Source organism: Paenibacillus sp. J31R34, assembly GCF_059383715.1.
Map to the genome: position 1 here is coordinate 26,422 of NZ_JBXENU010000011.1, position 18,428 is coordinate 44,849.

The 18,428-nt window shown below is 50.1% G+C and carries 11 protein-coding genes; 1 reads left to right on the forward strand and 10 read right to left on the reverse strand.

The genetic code is table 11. The annotated features are described in order from the left end of the window. Positions 1-5: 5 nt before the first annotated feature. From AC50YG_RS25905 to AC50YG_RS25945, 9 genes are all read right to left on the reverse strand, one after another. On the reverse strand, positions 6-1,700 hold the full coding sequence (locus AC50YG_RS25905) for an ABC transporter substrate-binding protein (protein ID WP_494831032.1): 1,695 nt from the start codon (positions 1,698-1,700) through the stop codon (positions 6-8). Positions 1,701-1,810: 110 nt separating this feature from the next. After that, a complete protein-coding gene (locus tag AC50YG_RS25910; RefSeq protein WP_494831034.1) occupies positions 1,811-2,701 on the reverse strand; it encodes a carbohydrate ABC transporter permease in 891 nt (296 codons plus the stop codon). A gap of 12 nt (positions 2,702-2,713) precedes the next feature. After that, positions 2,714-3,676 carry an ABC transporter permease gene (locus AC50YG_RS25915; RefSeq protein ID WP_473759976.1) on the reverse strand — a complete coding sequence of 321 codons (963 nt, stop codon included), beginning with the start codon at positions 3,674-3,676 and terminating at the stop codon, positions 2,714-2,716. 310 nt (positions 3,677-3,986) lie between these two features. Beyond that, entirely contained in the window at positions 3,987-4,634 is a 648-nt protein-coding gene (locus AC50YG_RS25920) for a cyclase family protein (protein ID WP_494831037.1), read from the reverse strand. Positions 4,635-4,658: 24 nt separating this feature from the next. Then, a complete protein-coding gene (locus AC50YG_RS25925; protein WP_494831039.1) occupies positions 4,659-6,227 on the reverse strand; it encodes a response regulator transcription factor in 1,569 nt (522 codons plus the stop codon). After that, positions 6,220-8,028 (reverse strand): sensor histidine kinase, encoded by a 1,809-nt coding sequence (locus tag AC50YG_RS25930; protein ID WP_473759982.1) that lies wholly within the window; start codon positions 8,026-8,028, stop codon positions 6,220-6,222. Before AC50YG_RS25930 ends, AC50YG_RS25925 begins: the two co-directional genes overlap by 8 nt. A 294-nt stretch (positions 8,029-8,322) precedes the next feature. Then, a complete protein-coding gene (locus tag AC50YG_RS25935; RefSeq protein ID WP_494831041.1) occupies positions 8,323-11,208 on the reverse strand; it encodes a glycoside hydrolase family 3 C-terminal domain-containing protein in 2,886 nt (961 codons plus the stop codon). 56 nt (positions 11,209-11,264) lie between these two features. Beyond that, positions 11,265-13,673, reverse strand: a complete 2,409-nt coding sequence (locus tag AC50YG_RS25940) for a glycoside hydrolase family 95 protein (protein WP_494831043.1) — start codon at positions 13,671-13,673, stop codon at positions 11,265-11,267. A 257-nt stretch (positions 13,674-13,930) separates the two neighbouring features. Next, positions 13,931-16,252 (reverse strand): beta-galactosidase, encoded by a 2,322-nt coding sequence (locus tag AC50YG_RS25945; protein WP_494831045.1) that lies wholly within the window; start codon positions 16,250-16,252, stop codon positions 13,931-13,933. 175 nt (positions 16,253-16,427) lie between these two features. Here AC50YG_RS25945 and AC50YG_RS25950 point away from each other — a divergent pair, with 175 nt between their 5' ends. Next, entirely contained in the window at positions 16,428-17,312 is an 885-nt protein-coding gene (locus tag AC50YG_RS25950) for a helix-turn-helix domain-containing protein (RefSeq protein WP_494831047.1), read from the forward strand. A gap of 358 nt (positions 17,313-17,670) precedes the next feature. On the opposite strand, the gene AC50YG_RS25955 is transcribed toward AC50YG_RS25950, so the two are convergent. Beyond that, positions 17,671-18,360: a hypothetical protein gene (locus AC50YG_RS25955; protein ID WP_494831049.1), complete on the reverse strand. Its 690-nt coding sequence runs from the start codon at positions 18,358-18,360 to the stop codon at positions 17,671-17,673. Positions 18,361-18,428 lie beyond the last annotated feature (68 nt).

Below are 18,428 nucleotides of genomic sequence, written 5' to 3' on the forward strand. Positions count from 1 at the left end.
ACCCCTTACTTTTGCGCCCAGAAATCAACGCGGTCTTTAACCATTTGCGTGAACTGTTCGTTCAGCTTGCTGGCACCTGCTTTGTCTAGATCTGCCATGAAGTCATCCCATACTTTGTCGAAGGTTTCCGGCTTCGCCAAAATCGCTTCTGGAACACGCTTCTTCATAATATCTTGTGTTTTTTGGAAAATAACATCAGCTTCCGAGCCTGTTTCAAAATTCAGGTTCCACGCTGCGCCGTAAGGACGCTCAGGGAACGCATCGTCTGCAGGCCAGAACTCTTTGTACATTTCCACTTTATATGCAGCAAGAGTCTTTTTGTCCGCTTCTGAATATTCCGCTTTAAACTGCTCAGGGAATTTCGTTGTATAGTAGTTGCCTGTCGAATCCTTAACGCCATCGCCGTAACGAGCCGATATCATGTAATTTTCAATACCTGTCGTTTTCTTGAATTTATTGCCGTCGTTTGTTTTGAGATCTTGAATTTCTTGTTTGAATACGCGTTTGCCATCCACAACCTCATAATGCTTACCTTCAATTCCCCAGTTAACGAGAATTTGGCCTTCTTCAGAAGCAAGGTAATCCAGGAACTTGATCAGACGAACAGGATCTTTAGCCGATTTTGTAATCGCAATACCATGTCCTGCCATGTAGCCTGTGCCTTGGTAAGAATGATCTTGATAGCTTTCATCCAGTGTTACAGGGAAGCGCGCATAAGTCGCACCGAATTTGCCTTCTGCTTTCAGCGAGTTTTCCGCTTGTGCATAGTCCCACTTCTGGTCGATAATGCCGATTACGCGGCCCGTTGCGATTTTAGCCTTGTACTGGTCATATTTTTGAACGAAGCTTTCTTTGTCCAGAAGACCGATATCGTTCATATGGTTCAGCCAGCGGAAGTACTCTCTTTCTTCCTCACGTTGGTAGTGCAGCTTCGTCTCGAATGTTTTCTCGTCAATAGCGAATTCGCCATTATCCGGCAAGCCCGTTGCGTAGAATGCAGGGTTTGTTACGGAAATTAGAATTTGCCATTCGCCGCCGTTAAGCGACAAGCCGATTCTTTTTTGTCCATCCTCCGTTGTCGGGTTTTGCTCAATGTACGATTTAATGGCATTTTCATAATCTTTAACGGTTTTGATTTCAGGGTAGCCCAGCGCCTCAAGTGCCTGATGCTGAATTTCGAAGCCGCCTTCGGCATCAAAATAAGTTTGGCCTACACCAGAAGACGGTAGCTCATAAATAGCTGGATCATCCTTGCTATAGCGAAGACGGTTCAAATATTCGCCGTATACTTTTTTAATATTAGGGGCGTGCTCTTCAATCAGATCCGTCAGGTCGAGAAGCGCGCCAGCGTCAACCAAGCTTTTTACGCTGCCCTTCGCCATAACCATGTCCGGATACTCTCCACTTGCTGCCATCAGAGCGAACATGTCGGTATCTGATCCGCCAACCGGGAACTCCTGCTGCATCGTAATGCCTGTTTTTTCTTTCAGAAATTTACCGATGTCGCTTTCCATGTTATCCCAGTCTGGGTTGAGGTCGCCAGCTACCAGTCTTACTGTAATTGGCTCCGTAGAATCCCCTTCCCCTGTATTGCCCGTATTGCCTGTACCTGCTTCATTATTGCTGCCAGAGCCGCATGCTGTGAAAGTCAAAGCCGTTGCAAGCAGCAAGCCCATTAGAGCGGTTTTCTTTTTCTTCATCTTCGTGTTGCCTCCCTTTTAATCGGTATTAAATATGAAGCGATAAACTTGTATACAACAGGAAACCTGTTATTACCATATGGAAGCCCTAAAGCCCGCCGGCCCGCCCACTAGCTCTTGACGGAGCCGAGCGTCATCCCTTTGACAAAATATTTTTGCAGGAAAGGATAGACGACTAAAATAGGCAGCGTAACGACCATCGTAATGGCCATCCGGATGGATTCTGGCGATACCGCAGCCAAGTTTTGCTGTACGTTCGCATCACGGTAATTAGAGCCGGACTGCGTCGATTGCAGCACCTTCATCAGCTCATATTGCAGCGTTGTAAACTGAGGGGCCTGCGGATTGTACAAATACGTATCTAACCAAGCATTCCAGTGTTGTACCGCAATAAACAGCGCAATTGTCGCCAACACAGGCTGGCAAAGCGGCAGGATGACCCGCCAGAAAATCGTAAAGTCATTGGCGCCATCGATTTTTGCGGACTCTTGTAGAGCATAAGGCAGTCCATCAATGTAGGAGCGGACGACGAAAATGTTCCAAACGCTCAAAATAAGCGGAATAATATATACCCAGAAGCTGCTCATCAAATTTAGATTCTTCATCAGCAAATAAATAGGAATCATACCGCCGGAAAAATACATCGTCATCGCGAAAAGCGGTGAAATCAGCTTGCGCGCCTGAAATTCGCGGCGGCTAAGCACAAACGCCATCATCGAAGCCGACAGCACTCCGATAATCGTACCGATAATGGTACGCAGCACCGAGTTTTGGAAACCGGTCAGCAATGTCTTATACTGAAAAATCGTAATATAGTTTTCCAAGGTGAATTTTCTAGGCAGCACCGTAATGCCGCCTTTCACCGTATCCATCGATTCATTGAATGAAATAGCGAGTACGTTCAAAAACGGATAAATCGTAATTAATCCAGCAAGCCCCATCACAATATATATGATGATGTCTGTAATAATCTCTGATCTAGCTCTAATGGTTCCCTGCATGATTGCTTCCTCCTAAATAACCGATTCTTTCGTAATGCGTTTGTAGATGGCGTTAGCGCTAAACACGAGTATAATGCTGACGACGGAGTTGAATATGCCGATCGCCGTACCGTAAGAGAAGCGGCTCATTTGAATGCCATACTTCAGCGCATATAAATCGAGTACCTCGGAATAATCGACAACGAGCGGGTTGCCGAGAAGGAATTGCTTTTCAAAGCCAATGCTGATCAAATGACCAATGGACAAAATAAACAATACCATAAAGGTGGTACGAATACCGGGTAGTGTAATATTCCACATTTTACGGAATCTTCCTGCTCCGTCAACGGTTGCTGCTTCATATTGCTCGGGGTCAATGCCCGCCATAGCCGCCAGGAATATGATTGAGTTCCAGCCCGTTTCCTTCCACATATCGGACATCGTTACAATGCCCCAGAACCAGCTGCCTTTCGTCATAAATTGAATCGGCTCATCTATCAAATTTAGCCACATGAGCAGGTCGTTGACACCGCCGCTATCTGTGGACAACATTTTGCTAACAAGGCCAGCGACAACAACCCAGGATACAAAGTGGGGCAAATATGAAATCGTCTGGATGGAGCGTTTGAAAAATTGGCCTCTGATCTCATTGAGCATTAGGGCGAAAATAACAGGTACGGTAAAGGAGACGATCAGTCCCATAATACTCATGCCAAGCGTATTGCGCAGGACGAGATAAAAGCGTTCATCTCCAAACAACATAATGAAGTTGTCGAGGCCGACCCATTTTTGTTCAAAAAATCCTTTGGCCGGTTTATAGTTCTGGAATGCCATCACCCAGCCCCAAAGCGGTACATAGCTGAATACGAAAACCCAGATGACGAACGGAATGGACATAAAATACAAGTATTTCTGCTGCTTCATCCGGTCCCAGAAACGATTGGCTTTGCTTTTGTTCACATTAAGCGGATGTTCTACGGTTGGTAACGATTTCATCTCTGCTCCTCCTAAAAACTTCACTTTCACACTACATATCCGTGAATTTCTCTCTTTATTATGTTCTCATCATAACCGATAGCGTTTTCGGCTCGGCACCCGACAAATTCCACCTAAAATCATATAAAAATACGTACAGGCTGCTTTTTATGTGATTTTGATATGATTTTTCTGCAAAAAAGGAGGTATTCCGGCTGGATCATTAGCTAAAAATGACGGATTTCGTAAAAAAACGCCCTCCGCTTGAAAGCAAGCAGAGGGCATTTTTGGAAAATAAAATATGTAATTGGAAGTTTATTCACCTATTTCGTTATGACTCTACAATGGCAATCGCTCGCACCGGCGCGCCATCAGCATTCCGAAATTTGAGCGGCAACGCACAAAAAGTAAATACCCCTTCGCCTATTTGATCCAAATGAATTAAATTTTCGACGATAACCATTTGTGATTGGGAGAAGATTTTGTTATGGATCGTTAAATTTGCATCCGAAATCGGGTCAACGCCAATGACGTCGAGGCCAACGCCTTTTTTACCGCTGTTGATTAAATAGTCGGCTACTTCCTCCGTCATATAGGGATAATCGCCAAAATACGCATCCGTTCCCCAATGCTTGGACCAGCCCGTATCAAAAAGCAGAAAGTCCACCGAATCGGCCAGCGGACGAGCCTGTTCAATATAACGCATCGTAATTTGCTCACCAGCCTGTAAATCGCTGCATGAGAGGACAAGCGCTGTCCCGACGAATTGCTGGGCAGGAATATGCTCCAGCGTCGTTCCATCCGCGAATATATGGGCAGGCGCATCCATATGCGTTCCGGTATGGGATGCAAGCGTCAGCAGCGTTTCTCTAAACCCGTCCTTCTCATACGTGCTCAGCGTTTCAAGCGTTGGCTGCGGCGTACCGGGATAAACGGGCGTCTGTTCAAAAATGGTATGCGTCAAATCGATGACTTTCAATCCGTGTTCCCCTTCCCTTTATGCCTAGGACTCCTGCCGCTCGGCATCTGATTTTACCATGCCTTTGAACGAGGAAGGCGACAGCCCTTTATATTTTTTGAATTTAGCGTGAAAATAATCGACGTTCGCATAGCCGACCAGCTCGGATACTTGATGGACCTTGAGCCCCTGCTGCAGCAGCTCTACCGCATGGCGCAGCCGCACCTGGTCGAGATAGGTATTGAAATGCTCGCCGGTGAAATTTTTAAACATTTTGCCCAAATAGCCGCTATTGTAATTAAACAGCTCTGCCAGTGTTTCCAGCTTTAAATTTTCCGCATAATGGCGCTCAATAAAACCGGTAATTTGCTTAATGACCGACACATTGCTGGAATTTCCGAGACGGAACGCGAGCTGCGACAGGCGGTCCTCCAGCAGTGCCATCATCTCGTCATAGTTCGTCTGCTTGTATAAATCCGTTACAATTCGCAGCTCATCCTGAATGGCCAGCTGCACATGAACCGCCGTCAGCTTGTTCAGCACAATCGTCAGCATTTGCGCAAAGCTGGTTTTAATGCGCTGCTCAGAAAGCCGGCTCGCGCTCGCCAGCTCCCCTGCTTCCTGCAGCATGAGCCGCACGCCTTCCTGGCTGCCGATGTCGAGCATATAATACAGCTTCTGGGCCAGCTCCTGCAGCCGTAATTGGAGCTGCTCCTCATCCGCCTCTGCGTGCACAGCCTGCTCCTCGCCACTAACAAGATGAAGCTCGCCGCTTGACAGCCGGAAGCTGTGCTTGATAGTCGCAAGCACGGCTTCATAGCTGCTCGGCAGCTGTACAAGCGCAGGCACTGCCTCGCCCACGACAGCGATATAACGCTGCTCCTGTGCCGCCTGCTGAACCCACTGCCGCAGCAGCTCGCCCGTGCCTTCCTGCACGACGTAATCTTTCAGCAGCACAGCGGTATACGCGCCTGAGCTAAATGTCCAGCCTGCCCGATTGCTCTGTACGACACTTGTCAATCTGCGCCTCGCCGCAATGCTTGCCGCCGACGTATGCTCCTCCGTTCTTGACCACTCGATGAGCAGCAGCTGGTAGCTCTTGGCCGAATCGCCCGTAAGCTGCTTCAGCTCCTTCCATATTTCCGGATAGCTGGCCGCATCTCCCGATACAGCAAGCTGCAGGAGCTCCTCCCGGCGCAGCGTCTCCCGGTGGCCGAGACTTGCCGCCTCCTCAGAACGCTTATCGAGTACTCCCGCGATGCGTACCACGTTCTCATGCAGCTCTTCATCATCAACCGGCTTCAAAATATAAGCATCAATGCCGAACTGAATGGCCCGCTGTGCATAGCTGAAATCAGCATGCCCACTCAAAACGAGAAAATGGCAGGAGCTGTCGATTTTGCGAATTTCCTCAATCACCTGCAGACCATCCATCCTCGGCATGCGTATATCCATTAAAATTAAATCGGGGGATAGCTGGCCGTGCTTAATTAGCGCCTCTGGGCCGCTAGCTGCTTCCCCTACCCATACAAATCCAAGGCTTTCCCAATCAATAATTGAGCGCAGCCCTGCGCGAATCATCGGCTCATCATCAACGATAAGCAGCTTATGCATCCTCTTGCCCTCCTTGCGCTTGCGGGATTTCAAACGAAATGGTCGTTCCGCCGTCTTCCCCGCCGCTCTTAATCTGCAATCCGGAAGCTTGTCCATAGAGCAGCACCAGCCGCTGATGAACATTGCGCAGGCCAATGCGATATTCCTGCTCCTCGTCCATATCCCCCAGCGCCAGCATAATTTCATCCATTCGAGCTTCCTCAATACCAATGCCGTTGTCCGATACTTGCACATGCAGCACCCGATCCTGAAGCAGCGTCGTCACGGTCACACAGCCACCCTCATCGATGTTTTCCAAGCCATGAATGACCGCATTTTCGATCAACGGCTGAATGATCAAGGGCGGGATTTCCAATGACTGGGCACCTGGGTCCAGCTCCAAATTAAAGGTAAGGCGGTCATTGCCATAGCGGAACTTCTGAATTTCCAAATAGCAGCGAACAATTTCCAGCTCATCCTTCAGTCGTATTTTACCAGCGCCAATTTCCAAATTGCGGCGAATAAGCTTGCCCAGCATGTGGACAATCGAAGAAATCTCCGTCTCGCCGTTTACGTGGGCTTTCATGCGAATCGACTCCAGCGCATTAAACAAAAAATGGGGATTAATTTGGCTGGCCATCATTTTCAGCTTAATATCCTTCTGCCGCAGCTCCAGCTGATCCTGCTGCCGCTGCGACTCGGAAACCTCGTCCATCAGTCCTCTAATGCTGACCACCATATTGTTGAACTGCCGCGAGAGCAGCCCAATCTCATCATTGCCGTCTACCGTAGACACCGTCGTCAAGTCGCCCATTGCTACTTTGTTAAGATTTTTGTGCAGCAGCAGCATACGCGAAGAAAGCAATCCCGAGAAAAAATAAATAAGCACAAACGCAATAGCCAGACTAATAGCCATAATCGTCAGCCCCAAAATACTAATGTGATTCGCTTCGCTGACGATGCTATCGATCGAGAAGACGGATACGATGCGCAAACCATTGCGGCTTGATTGTGGTGTGAGCTCCTCCATGACAAGCCGAGAACGCTTGCCTTCATACAAAATTTCAAATGTGCCCGCCCCTTTCCCAGACAATTGGCTGGAGAAATCGAGCTTGGACAAATTCAGCCCCACCTGCTTCGGATTGCTGGCCGCCACAATATAGCCGGAATCATCAAAGATCATCGTGTCGAAAGGCTCCTGGCTAAGCAGCGCATTCAGCTTCCCTTGATTAATGCCAATGACCAGCACGCCGCTTGAGCGAAAGGTAGGAAAAGGTATTTTTCGAACGAGGCTGAGATAATTGTTATTTTTCTTCGTCTCATCCTTCATGTACATCCAGTGGATGCCGTCTTCCCCCATCGCACTTTGGTACCATGATGCCTCTTCAGTGGCTTTGCTTGTTTTGATGAATTCCCAGTTATCGAGAATCGTTTGGTTTGTCGTATAGAAGCGAATATTGTTGATTTCTGAATACAGCTGCATATAATCTTTAAACGCCCGAAACTCCCACAAGGCGCTTACAGCCTCAAACGTAGATTCATAATTAGTGTTCACCGTGCTGCGCAGAGAGGTATCAAACAGCATCTTATCCGAAATCGTAATAGGCATGCGAATGATGTCATCCGTCTGCTTCTTGATCTTCTCAACGTTGTTCAGCGTCTGCTGCGTCGCCTGACTCAGCACATTTTGGCGAAAGGCCGCCGTTAATATAATACCAACTAGCAGCACCGGAATGCAGACAACGAGCAAAAATGAAATCATCAGCTTATGCTTAATGCGAACATCGTTCATTTTCCTGACGATTAAGGGTTGTTTCTTCACTTTAGCAAATGCCCCTTCTTCAGTTACTTCATATATTTCCAGCGTAAAATCGCGATGTACATGTAAGAAAGCGTTCTCGAAAGCCCCGCCTCTATTATAAAATGCAGCATCCCAGATGTACACCCTGCCCGCCGCTACTGGCAAGGTGAAGCGGCTTCCGCCGTCCTCTGGCGGCGCGGCGCGTTTCAGTCCGAGAAATATAGAGAAAGGATGGCGAAATCATATCCTTTCCTATATTTAAAAAAGACCGCAAGTTCATAAAGAGCCTGCGGCCTAACGATCCTTGATATGCTTTTAGGAAAAAATAAAGCTGCTCACCCGCACGCTGCCGCTCAGCGCAATATAAACGTCCGCCTGCGGGGAAATGCCCGCTGCAAGCGATGCCGAAACGCTCTGCCACTGCTGCTCGCCGCCAGCCGGCATCGTCAGAACGGCTGCTTGCTCAGCATCAGCCGCGCCAAAGCGCACCGTCAGCGTGCCGCCAGTCAGGCCGCCGCTAACCCGCGCCTCGAAGTCCGCTGGAGTAGCGCTCCATTGCACATCAGCAAAGCGTATCCAGCCAGCATTTGATACGTCAGTCAGCCTTATACAAGTGCCGCTTTCTTTGCTTTCATCAAGCAGCACGGCGGAATAGTCATCGTAGTTTTCCGCGCGCGTCAGCTGCGTCAGCGTTCTTGGCGGAATGCTCTCGCCTTCGATGGATAGCTCGGCTGTCAAGCGGATATCGCTTGACGAGCTGCCTGCCATCAGGCTGTAAACGCCTGACTCCAGACAGAAGCGGTCCCGCGTCACATCCCACACGGAAAGCTCAGCTGCGCTAATCGCGATCTGGACCGCAACGCTTTCCTGCGGCTGCAAGTATACGCGCTCGAAGCCAACAAGCTGCTTCACTGGACGTTTAACACGCGAGGCATTCGCATGGGCATACAGCTGCACGACTTCGCCAGCCTCCACACTGCCTGTATTTGTTACTCGTATGCTTGCCATCCAGCCTTCGCCCGCTTCAGCTGGGGCAATGCGCAGGCTGTCGAAGGAGAATGGCGCATACGTCAGCCCATGTCCAAATGGATATAGCGGCGCATCCTCAAAATACAAATAGGTTCGTTTTCCTTTGATAATATCATAATCCATAATGTCGGTAAGCTGCTGCTCGATATGGCTGTACCAGGTCATATTCAGCTTGCCTGCCGGCGCGAAATCGCCGAACAGCACATCAGCGACCGCATTGCCCAGCTCTTGGCCAGCATGGGCCAAATACACAACCGCTGGAAGATGTTCCTGCGCCCAATTAAGCTCAAACGGATAGCTGCCGATGACGACGGCGATGACGTTCGGATTAACCACATATACTTCCCTCAGCAGTTGCTCTTGCGCTGCCGCAAGCGTATAGCCGGGTCGGTCCGTTTCTTCCTTGCCGTTAATAAGCGGGTTGTTGCCGACGAATACAATCGCCGTTTCTGCTTCGCGGGCTGCCGCTACTGCTGCGGCAATGCCATCAACGGTAATGTCCAACCTAAAGGCACCTTTGTGCTCTTTGTCACCACAGTTGCCGCTTCCGCTGTTAGCTGCGCTGCCCGCGTTGTCTTCAGCTGCTTCTGGCGTACCGCCTTCCTCAGCTACAGTCAACAGCTGCTTGCCAGCCTGCTCCTTCAGCACAACTGGTTTATTATCCCATGTAAGAAGGTCCGTTGTGCCATCCGCTTTCGCATCCAGGCGCAGCACTTCCTTTACATACCAGCCATAGGCTTCGTCCGCTGCTGCGGCAATATGGACATCATCCGCGCTCGTCGCAAATTTGCCCGTGGATTTGCTTTGCAGCGTCAGGCTGTTCCAGCCCCAATCGCCTACCTCAAACGTCTCCGCTGAACTGCCAGCGGCGACCTGCAGCACACCGTTGTCACCGAGCGATATCGGCGATCCATCTGCGGCAGATCTCAACACAACCTGATTGCTGCCGCTCGTAAACGTAACCTTTTTGCCAGCCAACTTCTGCTGGATTGCGGCAAGCGGCGTAACCGTATAAGGGAAAGTGCCGGAGTACCAATCGCGATACACGACATCGCCGAGCGGCCCAATGACCGCTACGCTGCCCAGCTTGCTGCTGTTAAGCGGAAGCGTGGCCTTTTCATTTTTGAGCAACACGATCGACTCGCGGGCCGCCTGCAGCGACAGATCGCCGTGGGCAGGAGCGCATAAGACGGACTCGGGCACATTCGCATAAGGATGATCCGCATCAAATTCGCCAAGACGGAAACGCACACGGAACGTATTGGTCAGCGCTTTGTCGAGATCCGCTTCCGCAAGCAAGCCTTCGGACAATGCTTCATGGATCGCCCCGCAGCTAATTTCCTTATCGTCGGTAATGCTGTCTATTCCCGCTTTAATCGAATGGGCGACCGCTTCCTTGTACGTATCATAATAATGATGATCCTTCACCAGGCCGATTAAGTCGCCAGCATCGCTGACGATAAACCCAATCATTCCCCATTCGCCCTTAACGACCTTGTTCACATCCTCATGCAAAATCGTCGGGATGCCGTTTACCGAATTGTACGACGTCATCATGGATTGCGCGCCGCCCTTGACGAACGCGGGCTGAAAAGCACGCTGGTAATATTCCTTCATATTACGCGGATCAATGCTCGCCGAGCAGCTGCCGCGATCTATTTCATTGTTATTGGCGATAAAATGCTTCAGCGTCGCAACCGCTTTGAAAAATACCGGGTCGTCGCCTTGAATGCCTTGCACGAGGGCCGCCGTAAGCTCGCCCGTCAGCTTTGGATCTTCGCCATAAGCTTCCTCCGTCCGTCCCCAACGCGGGTCGCGCTCCATATCGACGGTAGGCGCCCACAGCGTGAGGCCATTTACTTCGGGGCTGCGCTGATAATAGACGCGGGCTTCATCACCGATGACAGAACCAACAGCCTTCAGCAGCTCCGGATTCCAGGTACAGCCAAGACCGAGGGGCTGTGGGAACGAGGTCGCTTCGCCGAGCCAAGCCAGACCATGCGCCGCCTCCGTACCATGCTTGTATGGTTTGACGCCGAGCCGCTCAACGGCAGGCTGATATTGCACCATTAGCTCTACTTTTTCCTCCAGCGTCAGCCGCGATACGAGATCGCGCACACGCTCCTCTATGTCCAGCTTGCCGTCTAAAAATGGATACTGCTGTTCTGTCATGGTTTTCCACTTCTCCCTTATGCTAAATCTTCTATATATAGGTGTATGATTTAAGCTTACAACGCTTCCTTAGGCACAACGGTGTATACAGCGCCAGCCGATGTTTCAAACGGCTCGCCCTGCTTCGCTGCAACTGTGCCTTCGCCTTCCGTCCGCACCGCCAGCTCCAGATCGCCGCTGCGCACCATGCATGGCGAGCCTGAGAGCGACTCGATGCGAGCTGACGCAAGACGTCCATTTTTCCATTCCATATCGATAATGAAGCCGCCGCGTGCCCGCAGCCCTTGTACGGAACCGTTCGGCCATGCTTTTGGCAGTGCAGGCAGCAGTGAAAGCTCCTGCGTATGGCTTTGGAGCAGCAGCTCAGCGATGCCCGCTGTCCCGCCGAAATTCCCATCAATTTGGAACGGCGGATGATCGTCGAACAAATTCGGATGCGTCGAGCGGGAAAGCAACGTCTCAATAAAATAATGCGCCTGCTCCGGCTCGCCCAGCCTTGCATACAAGTTAATGAGCCATGCACAGCTCCAGCCCGTATGACCGCCGCCGCTTGCAATCCGCTGTCTCAGCGATTCCCGTCCAGCCTCTAGCAATTCTGGCTCCTTCTCCGCATTAATCAGAAAACCCGGGTACAGGCTTATTAAATGCGATACATGGCGATGTCCCGGCTCATGATCCTCAAATTCCTCAACCCATTCCATCAGTCTGCCATCCGAGCCAATCTGGAATGGCGGCAGCTTCGCCAGCGCTCCCTGCCACTCGCTGCGCAGCGCCTCATCCTCGCCTAGCAAATCGGCTGCATGCAGACAAAGCGTAAATAGCTCCTTAATAAGCGAAATATCCATCGTCGTTGCCAGAGATACGCTGCTTGTGCCGCCGCTGCCATCGGGCAGCTTATACATATTTTCCGGCGAAGTAGCCGGAATCGTGACGAGCACACCATCTTCCGTCTCCTGCAGCCAATCTAGACAGAACAGCGCAGCTTGCTTCATAACGGGATACGCCCGTTCACGCAAATAGGCCAGATCCGGATTAAACGCATAATGCTCCCATAGATGCAGGCAAAGCCAAATGCCGCCGAACGGCCAAAAGGCCCAGCTCGGGTGCCCGCCCGAAGGGGTTGAAGCCCGCCATAAATCGACATTATGGTGGGTGACCCAGCCGCGCGCATTATAATGAATAGATGCTGTACGGCTGCCCGTCTGGCTAAGCTCGCCAATCATATCAATGAGCGGCTCATGGCATTCGCCCAGCCCGCAAATTTCGGCATGCCAATAGTTCATTTGCGTATTGATGTTCGTCGTATAGTTGCTGTTCCATGGCGGCTGTACCCGGTCATTCCATATACCCTGCAAGTTGGCCGGCTGCGTGCCGGGCCTTGAGCTCTGCATAAGCAAATACCGTCCATATTGAAAATATAGAGCCTCCAGCTGCGGATCAGCCTCTCCCCGCTTATAGCCTGCAAGCCGCTCATCTGTTGGAAGCAGCGCATTCGGGCTAGTACCGAGATCGATAGCTACCCGGCGGAAAAGCCGCTGATGCTCGGCAATATGCTGGCTGCGCAGCTCTTCATAGCCAAGCTCCGCTGCAATCGCAAGCGGCTGCTCGTTTTTAAGCGCCAATGCTGCGGAATCGTTAACCGGCATTACCTGATAGCCGGCAAAATTGGACGCGGCCGCCAGCAGCAGCGTAACCGTGCCATGCCCGCTTACAACAAGCGAACTGCTGGCGCCATCTGCTTCATTGACGATACTGGCCGAGCCTGCACCGAGCACCTGCAGCCTTGCCTCGAAGGAAACACCGCGGCCCTGCTCGTAAAGCACCGACCTCGGATGATCCTGATGATAGTTGTCGGCAATATGGGAAGGGCATGTACCGCTCAGTACAAGCGCGCCGCCGCTACCTTCCGCCAGCTGCACCGGATGCGGCGACTCCAGCCCTGCCGCAAGGGAAATCTCCCCGCCATCCAGCGCTTCATAGCGAATGCACAGGACTTGGTGAACAGCGCTTACGAATATTTCATGGCGATAGGATCGGCCTTCTACTGTATAGGCAGACGAAGCAATTCCTGTACTCAGGTCAAGCTCCCGGCGATAAGCGGACGTTCCGCTTCCGCTCCCTAGCTGGCGATGCTCCATATAAAGATCGCCGAGCGGCTGATAAGCCTCCGTGTTCATGCCTAGCATTTTATCCTGCACAAGCGTCTCGGCCTCGCCGTATTGCCCAGCGAAAATAAGCTCGCGCGATTTTTTCAAATACCGTAATGCTTCATAATTGTTGGTGTCGCGTGGAAATCCAGACCATAACGTATCCTCGTTAAGCTGCACTCTCTCCTTGCGCGCATCTCCAAATACCATGCCGCCCAATCGACCATTGCCGATCGGCAGCGCTTCCTCCCAACGGCTCGCTGGCTGCTTGTACCATAGCTTCCATGGCTGAATATTTTGCTGTTGCTTCGTTGTCACTGCGATGGTCACTCCCTTAAGTTTATGGTTCGTCGCTCTTGCAGCGCCGTGGCTCAAGTCCGTTGCCAAGCTTATATATTCATCATAAGCCAGACCTCTTCCTTTGCAGTACCCTCAATATTAAGGACAAAGTCATATATAAATTAGTACCTTTCCCGTCAAAAAACGCTTAAAAACGACAGCAAGCACGCCTGTTTCCCAGCGCTTGCTGCCTGCTGGGATACTGACGTGCCTGCTTGTCGCCCTCCATTAGAGGCTTATTTGAACACTTGAGACAACGCCGTCACATAATGCGGCACCGCCTTAATCTCATGAAACGCTGCGATTTCCACACCTTCAAAGCGCTCCACGAAAGCCTGATTCACAAACGTATGCGTTGTACCTTTTCGTATGGGAGTAATGGCGAGCTGCAGCTCATTATTCAGCAGTTCATTTTGGAAGCCCTTCAGCCCAATGGGCCATGCTTGGCCATAATGGATATGGTCCGTCAGCAGCTCATTATTCAAATACGCAGCGGCTACATCGCCATCATATTCAATATGAAGAAACAAATCAGCTACTTGGTCTGGCCAAGCCGCATCGATTTGCACAGCCGCATGACGATTTGACGTCTTGTTGATGAGAAGCTGCGGTTCATAAGCTGCTACCTTCACCGTATAAAGTTGGAGCAAGCCTTCGGTTGCTGGAGAAAGGCTGCCTTGGCTTGATTTAATATCCGCTGCGGCTGCCGGATACATGGCAACTTGCCATTCCGCCTTGCCAGGCGAGGTGCAAATGAGCTGCTCGCCGGATACATAGAGATGGCTGTCGCTGATTAGCAGGCGTTCCTCTCCCCACAAGCGGAAGCGATATGTGCCCAGCGCCTCTTCTCTAGAGAGGATAAGGATACGGACGACATTTCCGTCTTTACGCCTTACTTCAGTTAAATGCTGCTTGCCTGCTGCCGGATGTACAATATAAACTCCGCTTTGCTGCTCCACTATACCGCCACCATCGCTAGTTACGCCCGCGACCATTTCCTCGGAAATAATAAGCTCTGGGATCAGGCCCTCATGCGCATAAAAGACAAGCAGCGGGTTCTCTGTATCCGTAAGCTTCGTCAGTGGCTGAACGGTAGCGGAAACGATATGAATGCCTGCTGCTTCCAAGTGGAACGGCAGCACCGCGCTAATTCCTTGCTTCAATCGCAAGCTGCCTGTATGAGGAAATCTCGCCTGCCCTTTGGACGATTTCAACGTCACACTTACATCTTCCCGATCAGGCATGTCCACATGATCCTGGAAATTGTTCAGAAACAAGAAGCCCGAGCCATCCTTTTGCCGCAGGCAATAACGCAGTGCCTCCGTATTTTCAGGCTGCAGCTCCGCTTGACCATCCGGCAGTACCGTTCCCATTGGCGCCAAACTTGCGCCGTAAGCTTCCATGAACAGGCTGAGCGTGCGGATACGGTCATATGATTCGCCAATGCGTCCAAACTCGCCCAGCGGAGACTGGTAATCATACGTTATTTTCGGCAAGCCGTATTCATTGAGAAAACCATTTTCCCCGCGCGGATTTGAGCCGCCATGATACATATAATAGCCGAGCAGATTGCTGCCGCTAGCCAGCTTCACAAGCGTCATCGCTTCCACGCTGTCCGGGCTCACATGCGGCCGAGCCGTGTAGCTGACCTGCATACCTCCTGCCATCTCGCAGTAGGCCACCGGATATTGTGCAGATGGATAATTGACCTGCTCCATTGGTGTTACATGCAGATCGCGGAAAATATATTCGCCGCTCGGCGGCTGATTTGGAATCCATGGCGTATACGCATAGCCTGCAAGCATCGGGAGCGTGTCCGTCTCAGGCACCGCTGCTCCTCCCCATGCAGTAGCTGTAAAGAACAGCGGGCGAATGCCCGATTGTGCCGCAATCGCTTTGAGCTTGTCCAAATGCGCATTGCCGCCCGTGCCTGAAGACATGAATACGCCGTTTTTATAGCCCCATGAGTCCTGCGGAGCGCCGCAGTGCATAAATTCATTTTCGAGCTGAATCGCAATAACGGGGCCGCCGTCTTGAAACAGCGAGCCTTTCATCTGCCTTGCTATTTCGCGGTACAGACGTGCTGCGTATTTCAAATACAGCTCATCATTCGAGCGAATGACGAGCGGCTTTTCGAACACCCAATCCGGAATGCCGCCATTACGCACCTCGCCGTGGCAGAAAGGGCCGATTCGAAGCACGAGCGGCAGCTCAAGCTTAGCGCAAAGATCAATAAAATGGCGGAGATTGCGGTTGCCATTCCAATTAAAGCGCCCTTCCTTCTCCTCATGGTAATTCCAAAATATATAGGTTGCGATTACGTGCACACCGCCCGCCTTCATCTTGAGCAGCTCTTCCTCCCAATATAAATAAGAAAATCTGGAAAAATGAAACTCGCCGACAACCGGAATAAACGGCTCACCATTGCGCGTCATGTAAAAATTCGTAAAACCGAAGCTTTCCCCTTTCGGATTGCTTCCATTATTGCTCGACAATATGCCCGTCGTAATTTCCTTATTGTACTCATTCAGTTTTATAGCAATATGATGCTTACTCATTACGCAGTTACCTCCTTTATCTTCCTCCACTGTATCGTGCCTGCGCCCGCCTTTCCATTGACAATTGTCTGTTCCTAATGGAGCATATTCTGATTTTGCGCGAATGCAGCGCTTGCGGCTGGAAGCTCCCTCCGCTTACAATATAACCATAAGGAACGAGGAGGCTTGCTTCACCATGCTCAACAAAAAAACACAAGGCTTCGAGACGGAGAAGCTGATTGTTTTGCCCCCCTACCAGCTGGAGGAGATGACCAGCCACCCGATTATTCGCCAAGCCTATGTAACGGATATCGGCTATTTTCACCGTGCCAAGCATCATTATCGAGAGCGGCCTAAGGGCTGCGATTCTTATATTTTCATCTATTGCACGAATGGAGAGGGCTGGATTAAGCTCGGCAGTGAGGAGACGATTCAAGTAACGGAAAAAACCGTCTCCATCATTCCCGCCTTCACCCCTCATAGCTACGGAGCCAACACGACGAACCCATGGAGCATCTACTGGTTTCACTTTCGCGGCGAGGAGCTGGTGCAGCTGCTGGAAAGCCTTAGCCTTGAGGCAGCGCTGCTCCACGTGTCGCTGCCGGAGGCGGAGAAAATCGTCGAGCTATTTAACCAATGCTACGAGCTGCTGTCGGCCAAATCCTATTCGGTTATTCATCAGCTGCATATTTCGCAAACGGTTCGTTATTTGCTGAGCTTCATTTCGCTTATTCCAAGGCGCAAGCAGGATGAGAAAATGCTCGCCTATATTGAACAGGCTATACAATATATGAAGGAACAGCTGGAGGGCCATTTAACCTTAGAGGATTTGGTTACGCGAACGCGCATTTCCAAGCAGCATCTTAATCATCTATTTAAGCAATCTACCGGCTATGCTCCAATCGACTATTATTTGCGGCTGAAGATGCAGCGGGCCGGCCAGCTTTTTGACCTTACCGACCAAAGCGTGAAGGCGGTCAGCCTGTCGCTCGGCTTTAAGGACCCGTATTATTTTTCCCGGCTGTTTAAGAAGATTATCGGCGTGTCGCCTACGGATTACCGCAGGCAGCTGAAAGGCTAGATCGTTATAGTCCATTGACCATAAGCGATAAATTCATCAACTTTCGCCTGATAGATTAAGAGACTAGCACATCTCCGTGCCATTTTAATAGAATGTATAATCCGAAGCAGAAAGGGGATTGCATTTATGGAGCTTATCCGGGAGCTATTGCGTGCACATGCCGCTGCTTTGCTCTCCGCAAGCATCCAATCGGGTAACAATGAGGTAATATCGGGAATCAGGGCAAAACCGTTAGGCTGAATGGGAGACACCAGCGGGAAAAGCGTCTTGCCCTGCGTTATGCAGGCAAGGCGCTTTTGGTTTGGCTATTTGCTAACGCTTCACTCCTTGTGAAATTCCTTCCAGAGTGAAATTCCGTTCAAATTTCTATTTTTTCAAGCTTTTCAAAAACACCATCTACCCATATTTGGTCATCCCATAGTTTTGGATCGTGAAGCTTTCTATCAGCGGGATGTCCTGTTGCAATCGTATCTATACCATCTTTGTTTCCAAAATACAAATCAACGATTTTTAATGCCTTGTTTTCAGCTTGAACCAACACCTGAAGATTCATTCCAGACCCTTGGTTTGAAAATGGTAAACTTACGTAGTAGAGATTTCCATCAAGTTTCTTGAACTCTGCTTCCTTGAATTCATTTTCCAAGCCGAAAATCACACGATTTACTCCCTTTAATTGTTTACTTTGCTCTAACTCTAACATCTTATTTGTATATTCAAGAAGATTCTCATTAGATATGTAGTTTCTAAATGATACTGTTTCTTGTTCTGAAATGGCACCGGTGTATAAATTCACAAAAGCTTGTCCAAATGCGACAACGGTTTCTTGATCGTCATCACTCATTTGATTCCCATTCATTGAAAATGATTGATTGGCTAGGTCTTTTAATATTTCTGCTGCTGATTTCTCTGGTATTTCCAAAGAAATTTCTTCACCTGGTGCATCTCTCCCCTTTGTTACAGAGTTTGCTGTCCATCCAATCCCAACTGCTAGCATAATAATAATTGAGACACCAAGCAGCCAGAATCTTGGTTTACGATAATTTAACACGCTTTTAATCCTCCCTATTACATTCCCCTCCCATAAACGAAGTGTTCGCCTTTGGCTTATTTTATGGT

Coding starts and splice junctions, on each gene's coding strand:
- AC50YG_RS25905 (WP_494831032.1), bottom strand. CDS start 1,700: ATGAAGAAAAAGAAAACCGCTCTAATGGGCTTGCTGCTTGCAACGGCT.
- AC50YG_RS25910 (WP_494831034.1), bottom strand. CDS start 2,701: ATGCAGGGAACCATTAGAGCTAGATCAGAGATTATTACAGACATCATC.
- AC50YG_RS25915 (WP_473759976.1), bottom strand. CDS start 3,676: ATGAAATCGTTACCAACCGTAGAACATCCGCTTAATGTGAACAAAAGC.
- AC50YG_RS25925 (WP_494831039.1), bottom strand. CDS start 6,227: ATGCATAAGCTGCTTATCGTTGATGATGAGCCGATGATTCGCGCAGGG.
- AC50YG_RS25935 (WP_494831041.1), bottom strand. CDS start 11,208: ATGACAGAACAGCAGTATCCATTTTTAGACGGCAAGCTGGACATAGAG.
- AC50YG_RS25945 (WP_494831045.1), bottom strand. CDS start 16,252: ATGAGTAAGCATCATATTGCTATAAAACTGAATGAGTACAATAAGGAA.
- AC50YG_RS25950 (WP_494831047.1), top strand. CDS start 16,428: ATGCTCAACAAAAAAACACAAGGCTTCGAGACGGAGAAGCTGATTGTT.